The 13,014-nt window shown below is 57.1% G+C and carries 15 protein-coding genes; 10 read left to right on the forward strand and 5 right to left on the reverse strand.

The features are described 5' to 3' along the window. Window positions 1-817: 817 nt before the first annotated feature. The 7 genes from pcaF to ACR0NE_RS11180 are packed head-to-tail and all read left to right on the forward strand — an operon-like array spanning window position 818 to window position 6,427. Window positions 818-2,020, forward strand: coding sequence for a 3-oxoadipyl-CoA thiolase (pcaF, locus tag ACR0NE_RS11150; RefSeq protein ID WP_170596866.1), 1,203 nt, complete (start codon window positions 818-820; stop codon window positions 2,018-2,020). 15 nt (window positions 2,021-2,035) lie between these two features. After that, entirely contained in the window at window positions 2,036-3,028 is a 993-nt protein-coding gene (paaA, locus tag ACR0NE_RS11155; protein WP_170404695.1) for a 1,2-phenylacetyl-CoA epoxidase subunit PaaA, read from the forward strand. 23 nt (window positions 3,029-3,051) lie between these two features. Further along, a complete protein-coding gene (gene paaB, locus ACR0NE_RS11160; protein WP_170596867.1) occupies window positions 3,052-3,336 on the forward strand; it encodes a 1,2-phenylacetyl-CoA epoxidase subunit PaaB in 285 nt (94 codons plus the stop codon). Continuing rightward, window positions 3,336-4,103 carry a 1,2-phenylacetyl-CoA epoxidase subunit PaaC gene (paaC, locus tag ACR0NE_RS11165; protein ID WP_170596868.1) on the forward strand — a complete coding sequence of 256 codons (768 nt, stop codon included), beginning with the start codon at window positions 3,336-3,338 and terminating at the stop codon, window positions 4,101-4,103. Before paaB ends, paaC begins: the two co-directional genes overlap by 1 nt. A gap of 6 nt (window positions 4,104-4,109) precedes the next feature. Further along, window positions 4,110-4,568, forward strand: coding sequence for a 1,2-phenylacetyl-CoA epoxidase subunit PaaD (paaD, locus tag ACR0NE_RS11170; RefSeq protein WP_170404686.1), 459 nt, complete (start codon window positions 4,110-4,112; stop codon window positions 4,566-4,568). Window positions 4,569-4,582: 14 nt separating this feature from the next. Continuing rightward, complete coding sequence (locus ACR0NE_RS11175) at window positions 4,583-5,656, forward strand: 2Fe-2S iron-sulfur cluster-binding protein (RefSeq protein WP_170596869.1); 1,074 nt, start codon at window positions 4,583-4,585, stop codon at window positions 5,654-5,656. 12 nt (window positions 5,657-5,668) lie between these two features. Next, on the forward strand, window positions 5,669-6,427 hold the full coding sequence (locus tag ACR0NE_RS11180) for a Phenylacetic acid catabolic protein (RefSeq protein WP_170596870.1): 759 nt from the start codon (window positions 5,669-5,671) through the stop codon (window positions 6,425-6,427). A 3-nt stretch (window positions 6,428-6,430) separates the two neighbouring features. On the opposite strand, the gene ACR0NE_RS11185 is transcribed toward ACR0NE_RS11180, so the two are convergent. From ACR0NE_RS11185 to paaG, 5 genes are all read right to left on the reverse strand, one after another. Further along, on the reverse strand, window positions 6,431-6,646 hold the full coding sequence (locus ACR0NE_RS11185) for a hypothetical protein (protein WP_170596871.1): 216 nt from the start codon (window positions 6,644-6,646) through the stop codon (window positions 6,431-6,433). A 69-nt stretch (window positions 6,647-6,715) separates the two neighbouring features. Next, window positions 6,716-7,312, reverse strand: a complete 597-nt coding sequence (locus ACR0NE_RS11190; RefSeq protein ID WP_170596872.1) for a TetR/AcrR family transcriptional regulator — start codon at window positions 7,310-7,312, stop codon at window positions 6,716-6,718. A 22-nt stretch (window positions 7,313-7,334) separates the two neighbouring features. Further along, a complete protein-coding gene (gene paaK / locus ACR0NE_RS11195; RefSeq protein WP_170596873.1) occupies window positions 7,335-8,642 on the reverse strand; it encodes a phenylacetate--CoA ligase PaaK in 1,308 nt (435 codons plus the stop codon). Between the two features lie 15 nt (window positions 8,643-8,657). Continuing rightward, a complete protein-coding gene (gene paaI, locus ACR0NE_RS11200; RefSeq protein WP_170397710.1) occupies window positions 8,658-9,086 on the reverse strand; it encodes a hydroxyphenylacetyl-CoA thioesterase PaaI in 429 nt (142 codons plus the stop codon). Between the two features lies 1 nt (window position 9,087). Then, window positions 9,088-9,873, reverse strand: coding sequence for a 2-(1,2-epoxy-1,2-dihydrophenyl)acetyl-CoA isomerase PaaG (paaG, locus tag ACR0NE_RS11205; protein ID WP_170597112.1), 786 nt, complete (start codon window positions 9,871-9,873; stop codon window positions 9,088-9,090). A 200-nt stretch (window positions 9,874-10,073) separates the two neighbouring features. Here paaG and ACR0NE_RS11210 point away from each other — a divergent pair, with 200 nt between their 5' ends. From ACR0NE_RS11210 to ACR0NE_RS11220, 3 genes are read left to right on the forward strand one after another with little or no spacing between them, the layout of a single operon-like run. After that, complete coding sequence (locus tag ACR0NE_RS11210) at window positions 10,074-11,093, forward strand: TRAP transporter substrate-binding protein (protein ID WP_170397704.1); 1,020 nt, start codon at window positions 10,074-10,076, stop codon at window positions 11,091-11,093. Window positions 11,094-11,147: 54 nt separating this feature from the next. Further along, on the forward strand, window positions 11,148-11,651 hold the full coding sequence (locus ACR0NE_RS11215) for a TRAP transporter small permease (RefSeq protein WP_170397701.1): 504 nt from the start codon (window positions 11,148-11,150) through the stop codon (window positions 11,649-11,651). Further along, complete coding sequence (locus tag ACR0NE_RS11220; RefSeq protein WP_170397698.1) at window positions 11,651-13,003, forward strand: TRAP transporter large permease; 1,353 nt, start codon at window positions 11,651-11,653, stop codon at window positions 13,001-13,003. Before ACR0NE_RS11215 ends, ACR0NE_RS11220 begins: the two co-directional genes overlap by 1 nt. Window positions 13,004-13,014: the final 11 nt, after the last annotated feature.

Below are 13,014 nucleotides of genomic sequence, written 5' to 3' on the forward strand. Positions count from 1 at the left end.
CCTGAAGGTCGCAGGTTCAAATCCTGCTCCCGCAACCAACTCTAGAAAATCCCAGAGCAGCCCGTGCAGACTACAAACAGTCCACCGGATCAATTGCTTAACGTCTTCAGCTCGTCAGGCTCATAACCTGAAACTCAGAGGTTCAATTCCTACTCCCGCAAACAAAAACACCGTGCAACATCAGATGTTTACGCACCGCCCTAGGGCGGTTTTGTTCATTCTGGGACGCCCCCAAAGTAAGCAAATCCGCAAGTTCCCCAACAAGTTTAATCGCATACTTCCGTTCTTCGGGGACCTACTGGGTCTCCGACAGAAGTCTGCGGATGATCGCCATCACCTCGGCTTTTGTGGATAGATCATTCAACGCTTCTTTTCAAAGTTAACTTGATGATTGGCGATGACTGGAGGCAGCTGTTGGGACGAAAGCGGTTAAGTGTCATTCATTAAACGCTATAGGTCAAAACCAGCCAATCCGGTGCGATGTCCGCTGCAGATACTGACGTTTACTGGAACTCCAGTCTGAGAATGGCAACCTTTCAAACTGCCTATTCGAAGCGGTCTAAGTACGCTTTCGATTTGTCAAATTTTGTGTTGAAGGAACCCTTATCAAAGGTCTGAGACGGTATTGGCGCAGGTGGTAAGCCGGCAGAGACTACACTTCACACGACCAAGTTACTCGCAGCGAGTCAATGCGTTACGGAAAAATCAAGAAAACGTAGTTGAAGTAACATAATGCTTGCTGCGAATCGATGAGAGGCTTATTAACCGACCTATCGGTCACTTAATGATGTGAATTCAAATTCGGAGTAATCGACCTATGGACGCCTTTATCTGCGACGCCCAGCGCACCCCGATCGGACGATATGGTGGTGGACTAAGCCAGGTGCGCACAGATGATCTTGCCGCCCTGCCAATCGCTTCGCTTGTAGCGCGTAACCCACAGGTGGATTGGTCCAGTCTGGACGACGTGATTTATGGCGATGCGAACCAAGCCGGTGAAAGCAACCGCAATGTGGCGCGGATGGCGGCGTTGCTGGCAGGGCTGCCTGTGGATGTACCGGGAACGACAATCAATCGGCTCTGCGCGTCTGGCATGGATGCGGTGGGCATGGCTGCGCGCGCCATCAAGGCTGGGGATTATGACATGGCGATCGCGGGTGGGGTCGAAAGCATGTCGCGTGCGCCATTTGTGATGCCCAAGGCAACATCCGCCTTTACTCGTGCCAATGCCGTTTACGACACCACGATCGGCTGGCGCTTTGTGAACCCGAAAATGGAAAAGGAATTTGGTATCGACTCGATGCCCGAAACAGCGGATAACGTAGCGGAAGCTTATGGTATCAGTCGCTCCGATCAGGACGCGTTTGCCGAACGCAGCCAGGCCCGCTGGGCCGCGGCGCACCAGACCGGGGTGTTTCAGGAGGAGATCACCCCGGTCACAATCCCCCAGCGCAAAGGTGACCCGGTGGTGGTCGATACGGACGAGCATCCGCGACCGGGGACTACAGCAGAGAAACTGTCTGGCCTAAAGGGCATCAACGGTCTGGACAAGACTGTGACCGCTGGAAACGCCTCGGGTGTTAACGACGGCGCGGCGGCGATCCTGATGGCAAATGAAACTGCTGCGGCAAAGAACGACCTGACCCCGATTGCCCGTGTGGTTGGCATGTCCGTTGCTGGAGTGGAGCCGCGCGTGATGGGCATCGGCCCGGTTCCAGCCAGCCGTAAGGTGCTTGCACGGGCTGGGCTCAGCATCGATCAGATGGATGTGATAGAATTGAACGAGGCGTTTGCCTCGCAGGGCCTAGCCACGCTGCGCGAACTCGGGGTGCCTGATGATGCGCCGCATGTGAACCCAAATGGCGGGGCAATCGCCATTGGCCACCCGCTTGGAATGAGCGGTGCGCGGCTAGTGATGACTGCTGCCTATCAACTGCGCCGCACCGGAGGCCGCTACGCGCTCTGTACCATGTGTGTCGGGGTAGGGCAGGGTGCCGCACTTATTCTTGAACGTGTGTAAGGGAGGAGACCTCACATGTACGCTCAGATGATCAAAACAGCCGGAACAGGCGTGAAATCCCGCGAGGAGATGACCGAGCAGGAGCGCGCGTTTCAGGACAAGATCGACGCCGATATCAAGATCGAGCCCAAGGATTGGATGCCCGACGACTATCGCGCGACACTGATCCGTCAAATTGGCCAGCACGCACATTCTGAAATCGTAGGCCAGCTGCCCGAAGGAAACTGGATCACCCGAGCGCCAACGCTGGAGCGCAAGGCGATCCTGCTGGCCAAGGTGCAGGATGAGGCCGGGCATGGGCTGTATCTCTATTGCGCGGCAGAAACGCTGGGTGTCAGCCGGGATGAGATCACCGAGATGCTGCTGGACGGGCGCATGAAATACTCGTCGATCTTTAACTATCCGACCCTGAACTGGGCTGATATCGGCGCGGTCGGATGGCTGGTCGATGGCGCTGCGATCATGAACCAGGTTCCGCTGCAGCGGACGTCTTTCGGGCCGTATTCGCGCGCGATGATCCGCATCTGCAAGGAAGAAAGCTTTCACCAGCGCCAGGGCTATGATGCGATCCGCAAGATGGCAGAGGGTACGCCAGAACAGCGTAAGATGGCGCAGGATGCAATAAATCGACTGTGGTACCCGTCGCTGATGATGTTCGGGCCGTCGGACAAGGAAAGCGTGCATTCGGCCCAATCCATGGCGTGGAAGATCAAGATCAACACCAATGACGAGCTGCGCCAGAAATTCGTGGATCAGACCGTGCCTCAGGCCGAATATCTGGGTCTGAGCATCCCTGACCCGGACCTGAAATGGAACGAAGAACGGGGCCATTATGATTACACCGACCCGGACTGGTCCGAGTTTTTCGATGTGATCAAGGGCAACGGCCCCTGCAATGTCGACCGGCTGGCCGCGCGTAACAAGGCGTGGGACGACGGTAAATGGGTTCGCGACGGGCTGCTGGCTCATGCCCGCAAGAAACGCGCCGCAAATCTGGCTGCAGAATAAGACTGCCCTGAGGAGGATACCAAATGAACAACGAATGGCCCCTGTGGGAAATCTTCATCCGCGGACAACATGGCATTAGCCACCGCCATGTTGGGTCGTTACACGCCCCGGACGCGGAAATGGCGATCAAGAACGCGCGCGATGTCTACACGCGCCGCAACGAAGGCGTTTCGATCTGGGTGGTTGAGGCCAACAACATCTCGGCCTCATCGCCCAGCGACAAAGGTCCGCTGTACGAGCCCAGCGAAAGCAAAGTGTACCGCCATCCAACCTTCTTCGATATTCCCGAAGAAGTGGGGGCGATGTAATGAGTGTTCCGGTTTCCAATGACGCTTTGCTGCAGTTTCTGCTTCGGATGGGGGACAATACCCTGATCCTCGGCCATCGCGTCAGCGAATGGTGCGGTCATGCGCCTGTGCTGGAGGAAGACATCGCGCTGGCCAATACCGCGCTGGACCTGATCGGTCAGACTCAGATGTGGCTAGGTCTTGCGGGTGAGATCGACGGCGGAAAATCCGCCGATGATCTGGCCTTTCTGCGAGATGCCTGGGATTTCCGCAATGCGCTGCTGGTCGAAGTGCCGAACGGCGACTTCGGCCGCACGCTGATGCGTCAGTTCCTGTTCGATGCGTGGCATTCGATCATGCTGGGGCGTCTGATGACATCCTCTGACGACCGGGTCGCTGCGATTGCCGCCAAGGCCAGCAAAGAGGTCACCTACCACCTCGAACGCTCGGGCGACACGGTTGTGGGCCTCGGCGACGGGACCGAGGAAAGTCATGCCCGCATGCAAGAGGCGCTGGACTATCTCTGGCCATATGTCGGCGAGATGTTTGCCAGTGACGATGTTGATGCAGAAATGGTTGCGGCGAGGATTGCCCCGAACCCGGCAGATCTGCGCGCAGAATATGACGCTCTGATCGAGCGTGTGCTGTCCGAGGCGACACTAACCATTCCCGAAAGCCGCTTTGCCCATAAGGGCGGGCGCGATGGTCGCATGCATACCGAGCATCTAGGACATCTTCTGACACAGATGCAGTGGCTGCAGCGCGCCTATCCCGGCGCGAAGTGGTAAGGATCAATGCGGGCTTCAACGGATCAGGTTTGGGAATGGCTGGACGCTGTACCAGACCCTGAGATTCCGGTGATCTCGGTCGTCGATCTGGGCATTGTACGCGATGTGCGATGGGATGAAGACACTCTGACGGTTACCGTCACGCCGACCTATTCGGGCTGCCCGGCGACCTCGGTCATCAGCATGGATATCGAAACTGCGCTGCGTGATCATGGAATCGACGATCTGCGGATCGAGACAAGTATCGCACCGGCTTGGACCACCGATTGGCTCAGCGACAAGGGCCGTGCTCGGCTCGAGGATTACGGCATCGCCCCGCCGCAGCCTGCAGGTGGACCTGAACGCTGCCCACATTGCGGTAGCAAGGCGGTTGAAAAGGTCAGCCAGTTTGGCTCGACCCCTTGCAAGGCCCATTGGCGCTGCACCGACTGCCTGGAACCTTTTGACTATTTCAAGTGCATCTGAGGGAGGATCACCGGATGGCACGCTTTCATGATCTGGAAGTTACCGATGTTCACAAAACCATCCGCGATGCGGTGGTCGTGACGTTGAAACCTGTAAACGGTTCAGCCGAAGAATTCGACTTTACCCAAGGCCAGTACCTGACCTTCCGCCGCGATTTCGACGGGGAAGAACTGCGCCGGTCCTATTCGATCTGCGCGGGCAAGGATGAGGGCATTCTGCAGGTGGGGATCAAGCGCGTGGATGGCGGCGCATTCTCGACCTGGGCCAACTCCGATCTAAAGGTGGGCGATACGGTGCAGGCGATGCCGCCGATGGGCAGCTTTTACACCGCAATCGATCCCTCCGCCGAAAAACATTATCTGGGCTTTGCGGGTGGGTCGGGCATCACGCCGGTTCTCTCGATCCTGAAGACGACGCTCGCCCGAGAACCACATTCGCGGTTCACATTGGTTTATGCCAACAAGGGCGTGAACACGATCATGTTCCGAGAGGAGCTTGAGGACCTCAAGAACCTCTATATGGGGCGTCTGAACGTGATCCATATTCTGGAAACAGACGCGCAGGAAATCGAGCTTTTTACAGGTCTGGTCACGCAAGACAAATGTGCCGAACTTTTTGAACACTGGATCGATATTCAGAACGTCGACACGGCTTTTATCTGCGGCCCCGAGCCGATGATGCTGGGCATTGCCTCAGCCCTGCGGGCGCATGGGCTGAACGACGGGCAGATCAAGTTTGAACTCTTCGCCAGCGCTCAACCCGGTCGGGTCAAGCGCAAAGTGAGCGGGGCGGACACGGCGTCTCAGGACAACCAGACCAAAACATCAATCACCATGGACGGGGCAACGCAAACGATCACCATGCCGAAGGATCAATCGATTCTCGATGCCGCGTTGGAGAATGCGATGGACGCGCCTTACGCCTGTAAGGCCGGGGTCTGTTCAACCTGCCGCTGCCGGGTGCTTGAGGGCGAGGTCGAGATGGTCGCCAATCACGCATTGGAAGACTACGAAGTCGAGAAAGGATACGTCCTGAGCTGTCAGGCCTATCCGATGACCGACACCGTTGTCGTGGACTACGATCAGTAGACGGAGGGAATGATGGCTGAAGACATGACAATCGAGAGCTATTTGGCAGCGGGTGGTGTCCTGAGTAATCCAACCAACGTGCCTCCGCGCTATCGTGCAGAGCTCATGAAACTGATGGCGACCTTCGTGGACAGCGAACTGGCCGGCGCAGCGGGCTTTGCCGACATCATAAATCTGGGCCCGGGCATCAAGGAACGCATCGCGGCGGCCAAGATTGTGCTGGAAAAGACCGACAACGCGGATCGTGTCCTGAAAATCATGGGCGAGTTCGGAGCCAACACTGACCGCTATGCAAATCACCATCCCTGGACCACACGTCTGGATCGTGATGCGGATATCGGGGCTACGCGGTCCGAACACGACATGCGCCTTGCTGTATTCAACTATCCGATCGAAGGATGGGAAGATGCCGTGGTTATGAACCTGCTGATGAGCCTGGCGGTTGACGTCCAACTGGCTCAGTTTTCGCAGATATCCTATCAGCCTCTGGCCGAGGCCTTCCGCGAGATTTCCCCGATCGAGGCGCGCCATGGGGAGCTTGCGCTAGAGGGTGCGGGCAAGCTGATCGAACAGGGGAAGGCTGCAGAAATGCAAGCGTCGGTCGACTATTGGTGGCCCCGGGTCGCGGCAAGTTTTGGGGCGGGCACAGCCGAGAAAACCGAAACGCTCCGCAAGCTGGGGCTGCGGCAATTAAACGGGATTGAGATGAAAGATCAGTGGACAGTAAAAGCGACCGAACAGATCGAAAAGCTGGGACTTAAAGTACCCTAGCTTTCAAAGTTGGCGTTTACGGCTCAGCAACCCATACTTCACGGCCAATCCGCGAAGCGTGCGACGCTTTCGCCGATCTTTCTTCAATGACTGCTGGGCTTTAGCACCACATTTCCGATTGAACTCAAAAACGTCAATCACCCGCTCGGCGCAGCCACAGGCTTCGCCCAGACCTACTTTGGCGAAATAGAATTTATCGAAACGATCAGGGCGTTGCATGGGTGACCTCCGCCCATATTGAACCTCATCCTGACCGCAGAGCCAAATCAACTCTGTGCCAACAAGGGTTCAAAGGCCATCAACACCTGATAATGTCAGATTGCTTACCAACGCGGCGTAATCGCTGCGCGCGTCGGCATCCGCCCCGGCATTCCACATGTAGAACCAGTTCAACATTCCGAAAACGGACATGGTCGTGGCCCGAAGCTTGGCCGCATCATCCTTGAAAGTTGCAGGCGAGATGCTGGCGATGATGTCACTGACGAACACCACCAGATCCCGCTGATAGCTACGCAGCAGATTCTGCTGCTCTTCGGGCAATGCGGACATGCCGCTGGTTTGCACGCGATGCTCATCATCCACGCCTTGATAGGCCAGTAGGATTTCCCGCACCACCCGTTTCAAGCGATCCGCGGGTTCCATCCCATCAAGGTCCAAGCCGCAAACCTGGTCACGCAATTGCAGCAGGTAACTGTCGAGAATATCGAACAGAATGGCGTCCTTGCTGTCGTAGTAGTGATAGATATTGGCCTTGGATATCCCGCACTCCCGCGCCAGCTGAGACATTGACGCCCGATCAAATCCTTCCTGCGCGAAGACGCGGGCGGCGCATTTTAGGATGCGAGTTCGTTTATGGTCGTGGTCTTTTGCTATCGTGCGCGCCAAATCCTGACCCTCCGTCTGTCGCTTAACTGTCCCGATTGTCAATCACACGCCGGGCCTTGCCCTGTGAGCGTTCGACCTCGCCCGGCTCGCCTATATCGATCTCGGTCGAGATGCCAACCACCTCTTTAATCCGGCGAGATAGCATCCGAGCAGCGGCGGTTTTGCTCAGCTCATCGGCTGCATCTGGCGTTGCTTCGACATGCACGCGCATCGCGTCCATCCGGCCAGCTTTATAAAGTTCGATCTGGTAGTAGGGCGCCAGACCGCCGGTTGCCAGAACCTGCTCCTCGATCTGACTGGGGAAGACGTTGACACCTCGCAGAATGATCATGTCATCCGAGCGGCCCGTGATCTTTTCCATCCGACGCATCGACCGCGCCGTGCCGGGCAAAAGCCGCGTCAGGTCACGGGTGCGATAGCGGATCATCGGAAGACCTTCTTTGGTCAGCGTGGTAAAGACCAGTTCACCAATCTCACCATCAGGCATGACCTCGCCGGTCTGCGGGTCGATGATTTCGGGGTAGAAGTGGTCTTCCCAGATCACGGGCCCGTCTTTGGTTTCGACGCACTCATTGGCGACGCCCGGTCCCATGATCTCGGACAGGCCGTAGATATCGACGGCATGCATATCGAATGCTTGTTCAACCTCGGAGCGCATCGAATCCGTCCATGGTTCAGCGCCAAAGACGCCGACAGCCAAGGAACTTTCGCGCGGATCGAGTCCAATCTTGTGATACTGCTCAAGAATGTTCAGCATATATGATGGTGTTACCATAATCCCGTCTGGTTTGAAGTCAGTGATCAGGTCGACCTGCTTGCCGGTCTGCCCACCGCTCATCGGGACGACCGTGGCCCCCAGACGTTCGATTCCATAATGCGCGCCCAGACCGCCGGTGAACAGGCCATAGCCATAGGCGTTGTGCACCATGTCGCCCCGGCGCAAACCGCTGGCACGCAATGACCGCGCCACCAGATCCGCCCAGTTGTCTATGTCGCCTTGCGTATACCCCACGACGGTTGGCTTACCCGTGGTTCCCGACGAGGCATGAACACGAATGATCTGCTCACGCGGGACTGCAAACAGACCAAAGGGATAGTTTTCCCTCAGATCGTTTTTGTAGGTAAACGGAAACCGTGCCAGATCACTGAGGGACTGAAGGTCGTCAGGATGCACACCGACCTCATCAAACCGCTGCCGGTACATAGGCACGTTGTCATAAGCATGGCGCAGCGACCATTTCAGCCGATCCAACTGTAGGTTGCGGATTTCATCAATCGAGGCGATCTCGATCGGATCAAGATCCGCCTTGTTCGGAGTAAGATCCTTCATGCCATCCCCCTCATCTCAGGTCTCGTCAAACACCGGGCCTTTGACCGCGCGGGAAAAGCCCCGAAATTCTGCGATCTTTTGTCCGGCTTGGTTGGTTATGGATACGTCATAGATGCCGCTGCGCCCTGTCAGGCTCAGTTCCGTTGCGCGGGCCGTCAGCAGATCACCGGATCGCGCGGGCGCGACGTAGCTGATCACATTGTGCTGGGCGACTGTGGACTGGTTGCGACTATTGCAGGCAAAGGCAAAGGCGCTGTCGGCCAACATGAATGTCACGCCGCCATGGCAGATCCCGTGCCCGTTGCAGTGATGGTCAGCCACCTGCAACGCCAGCGTCGCAGCGCCTTCATCCATCTCCACCAGTTCCATGCCTGCCCATTTCGAGGCATTGTCCCGCCCCCACATGGCAGCAGCGGCTTTCTGTGCGCGTTCCTTCGGCGTCATCTCATTCTCCCCGAAATACTGGCGCGCGCTTTTCCAGAAACGCAGTAACGCCCTCGGCATAGTCGACGCTTTCGCCGCAGGTTTTCATTGCGTCCGCCTCAATCTCGAGATGATCGGTCAGGGTATTCGTGGCAGCCGCCTGTATCGTCTGTTTCGTCATGCCAAGTCCCAGCGTCGGACCATTGGCGAACTGTTCCGTTAGTGCGCGCGCCTCGGTCAATAGTTCAGCGTCTGGAATTGCTTTCCAGATCAGCCCCCAATCCGCAGCCTGCTTTGCTGGCAGGGGTTGCCCAGTCAGGGCCAGCCCTTTGGCTCGGGCTTCACCCAGCAAACGTGGCAGATGCCAACTGCCGCCGGTATCAGGTATCAGGCCCACTTTGGAAAATGATTGGATAAACTTGGCGGAGTCAGCGGCAAGTACCACATCACAAGCCAGGGCTAGATTCGCACCCGCCCCGGCGGCAACGCCATTGACGGCGCAGACAACAGGTAATTCCAAGGACCTGATCAGGCGGACCAAAGGCGCGTAGAAGGTGCGAACCGTATAGCCCAAATCCGGCGGACCCTCCATCGTGGCAGGGTTTCGATCGCCCAAATCCTGCCCTGCGCAGAACCCGCGCCCCGCGCCGGTTAACAGCACCGCTCGTGCACCACCGTCACGCGCGGCCTCAAGTGCAGCGCGCAGGGCATAGTGCATCTCATCCGTGAAACTGTTCAGGCGATCAGGGCGATTGAGTGTAATTTCAACCCATTGACCCATATTCTGCGAAATAATCGTGTCGGACATGCCCGGTTCGCTTTTCATAAGTTACAACAAACTTCTTGCATAAACCGAACGGTTGGTCAATAAATTCTATAGCCGTTTGTGACTCGGCGATCGGAAATGCACTTTGGCCAGCGGGCGGAACAGCATTTCTCGTCGTTGATAGTTACAAAACGTACCATTAACACATTCACGACTTGCGATTTTGAGGAGGAGACCCGGTCATGAAATTCACCAAGCTCACCACATTGTTGGCGTCTGCAACCTTGGCGGTGTCCGGCACCATCGCTTTTGCGGCTGACTACACCCTGACAATTTCCAGCTGGGCCCCACCCACCCACGGCATCAACGCAAAGATGTGGCCCAAATTCGTCGAAATGGTAGAGGAGGCGACTGATGGGCAGGTCACCGCAGAGCTTAAGCTGGGTATCGCTCCACCGCCTGCGCAGATGGACCTGATTATGGATGGCGCGGCCGATGCCTCGATTATCTTTCACGGCTATCAACCGGGACGCTTCGTCACCACCAAGCTGATCGAACTGCCTGGTTATGAAGGCTCGGCCGAGGACGCTTCGGTTGCTTACTGGCGCGCCTACGACAAGTACTTGAAAGCTGCTGACGAGCATCGTGGTGTCAAAGTCATCGCCTTGCACACGCATGGACCCGCGCAGCTGCATTCCAGCGCGCCAGTAACCACTCTGGATGAGGTTTCGGGCCTGAAAGTACGTATCCCGGGTGGCGTTGGCGGAGACGTTGGTGCGGCGCTTGGCGCGACCGGCATTCAGGTGCCCGCTCCGAAAGTCTATGAAACACTGGCATCGAAAGCCGCCGACGGCGTGGTCATGCCACTGGAATCGCGCAAGGGTTTCAAGCTGACCGAGGTTGCGCAGAACGTCTATGAGATGCCCGGTGGCCTCTATCGTGGTTCGTTTGCATTCATCATGAACGAAGACACCTTCGCAGATCTGCCACCCGAGCTGCAGACGGCGCTGGAAGAAAACGTATTCGGTGAACCGCTGAGCCGTGAGATCGGTAAAATCTGGGATGAGATCGACGCCACTGGACGTGAGGCAACCGAGGCGGCAGAAGGCAATGCCATCAACGCTGCCACAGATGCGGATATGGAGAAGTTCTCGGCCATCGCCGAAGACATCCGCGGTAAGGTCATCGCCGAGGTTGACGCAACAGGAGTCGACGCACAGGCCGCATATGACATGATCAAATCGGAAATGTCCTCGAACTGATCCGACTGCAGGGCGGCTCTTGCGCCGCCCTGACTTACCCTGCGCGAGTTTCCCATGACCCCTATTATTCAGCTTGTGCGCCGTGCCAGCGCCCTTCCCGTGATCGTGGCCTGCATTGCACTGTTTATCCTGATGGTAATGACCTTTTGCGACGTGATCCTGCGTTCGGTCTTCAATGCGCCCATTGAGGCCGCCACCGAGCTGACGCGCATTCTGATGGCAATTCTGGTGTTTTCTGTCCTCCCGATCGTCTCCACCACCAATGGCCATATCGCGGTCGATCTGACAGACGGGTTCTTCCACCGTCTGCATCTGTCGCGTGCGCGGGACGTTGTGATCTATGTGGTCAGCGGCATCATGCTGTTCTGGCCGGTCCAGCGCGTTTGGGTCCTGGCCGAGCGAGCGCGGGATTATGGGGATGTAACCGAATATCTTTCAATCCCCACCTACCTGATCGGCTGGTTCATTACCCTGTCTGTTGCCATCACTGCACTGGTGATGATCGCCACTGGGCTGCTAAAGGCCTTCGCCCCAAATACACTGTCGGAGCCTATGTAATGACCGCAGCGCTAATCGGATTTGCGATTGTATTGATCTTGGTGCTGGTGCGCCTTCCTATCGTCTTTGCCATGGGTCTGGTCGGCACATTGGGCTTTGCCTATGAGCGTGGCGGCTCAATCTTTGATGAGCGCGGGATGAAGGCTGCCATGTCCATGGTGGGCCGACAGATCACCGACACTGCGCAGGACTATGGTCTGTCGGTTGTGCCGCTGTTCATCCTGATGGGCCTGTTCGTGAATAAGGGCGGCATGGCGCGCGAGCTTTATGCGGTGTCCAACGCCTTTCTTGGCCACATGCGCGGTGGTATTGCCATGGCAACGGTTGCGGCCTGTGGCGGATTTTCGGCTATCTGCGGATCGTCGCTGGCGACCGCCGCCACGATGTCAAAGGTCGCGATGCCGCAGATGCGGCGTTACGGCTATTCCGATGAACTCTCGACCGCCTCGATTGCCGCCGGTGGTACATTGGGCATTCTGATCCCACCATCGGTCATTCTGGTCATCTACGGGTTGCTGACCGAGACCTCGATCGGGAAACTGTTCATGGCGGGCATCATCCCTGGCATCCTCGGCATTCTGTTCTACCTCTTCGCCGTGCGCTGGACCGTCTGGCGCAACCCCGAGGCCGGCCCAGCCGGAGAGCGTGCCACATGGTCCGAACGCATCCGTGCGCTGGGTTCGGTTTGGGCGGTGCTGTTGTTGTTCTTCCTAGTGATTGGCGGGCTTTATGGAGCCTTCGATTTTGAGCCCCTAAACCTGACATTCTCACCCACCGAGGCCGCAGGTATGGGGGCCGCTGGGGCCTTTCTGATTGCACTCTTTCGTGGGGGTCTCACGGTTGGCTCGACATTCGAGGTGCTGAAAGAGACCTGCTTTACCGCGTCTGCCTTGTTCGCGGTGTTGATTGGTGCGCAGATATTCTCAAATTTCATCAATCTGGCCGGTTTGCCCGAAGCCCTGATCGCGATGGTGACCGCCTATGATGTGGCTCCGTTTGTCGTGATCCTGATGATCCTTGGTATCTACATCATTCTGGGTTGCGTCTTCGAATCTCTCTCGATGCTGTTGCTGACGGTTCCGATCTTCTTCCCGTTGGTCACGTCTCTGGGCTATGACCCAATCTGGTTTGGCATCGTCGTCGTGGTTGTCACCGAAATCTCGCTGATCACTCCACCCGTAGGCCTGAACGTCTTCATTCTGAAAGGCGTGGTGGGTGACGTCTCGACCGGCACCATATTTCGTGGCGTCACTCCGTTCTGGATCGCCGATATCTTCCGCCTCGCGCTGATCGTGCTGGTGCCCATCGTGGTGCTGTATCTGCCGCAGCAAATGGGCGCTTTGGGACACTAGTCCCACCGCAT

It is taken from the genome of Ruegeria sp. C9 (assembly GCF_056537585.1).

Coding starts and splice junctions, on each gene's coding strand:
- paaK (WP_170596873.1), bottom strand. CDS start 8,642: ATGAAGGATCTTACTCCGAACAAGGCGGATCTTGATCCGATCGAGATC.
- ACR0NE_RS11185 (WP_170596871.1), bottom strand. CDS start 6,646: ATGCAACGCCCTGATCGTTTCGATAAATTCTATTTCGCCAAAGTAGGT.
- paaD (WP_170404686.1), top strand. CDS start 4,110: ATGCGGGCTTCAACGGATCAGGTTTGGGAATGGCTGGACGCTGTACCA.
- ACR0NE_RS11175 (WP_170596869.1), top strand. CDS start 4,583: ATGGCACGCTTTCATGATCTGGAAGTTACCGATGTTCACAAAACCATC.
- pcaF (WP_170596866.1), top strand. CDS start 818: ATGGACGCCTTTATCTGCGACGCCCAGCGCACCCCGATCGGACGATAT.
- paaB (WP_170596867.1), top strand. CDS start 3,052: ATGAACAACGAATGGCCCCTGTGGGAAATCTTCATCCGCGGACAACAT.
- paaA (WP_170404695.1), top strand. CDS start 2,036: ATGTACGCTCAGATGATCAAAACAGCCGGAACAGGCGTGAAATCCCGC.
- paaG (WP_170597112.1), bottom strand. CDS start 9,873: ATGTCCGACACGATTATTTCGCAGAATATGGGTCAATGGGTTGAAATT.
- ACR0NE_RS11215 (WP_170397701.1), top strand. CDS start 11,148: ATGACCCCTATTATTCAGCTTGTGCGCCGTGCCAGCGCCCTTCCCGTG.
- paaC (WP_170596868.1), top strand. CDS start 3,336: ATGAGTGTTCCGGTTTCCAATGACGCTTTGCTGCAGTTTCTGCTTCGG.
- ACR0NE_RS11180 (WP_170596870.1), top strand. CDS start 5,669: ATGGCTGAAGACATGACAATCGAGAGCTATTTGGCAGCGGGTGGTGTC.
- ACR0NE_RS11220 (WP_170397698.1), top strand. CDS start 11,651: ATGACCGCAGCGCTAATCGGATTTGCGATTGTATTGATCTTGGTGCTG.
- ACR0NE_RS11210 (WP_170397704.1), top strand. CDS start 10,074: ATGAAATTCACCAAGCTCACCACATTGTTGGCGTCTGCAACCTTGGCG.
- paaI (WP_170397710.1), bottom strand. CDS start 9,086: ATGACGCCGAAGGAACGCGCACAGAAAGCCGCTGCTGCCATGTGGGGG.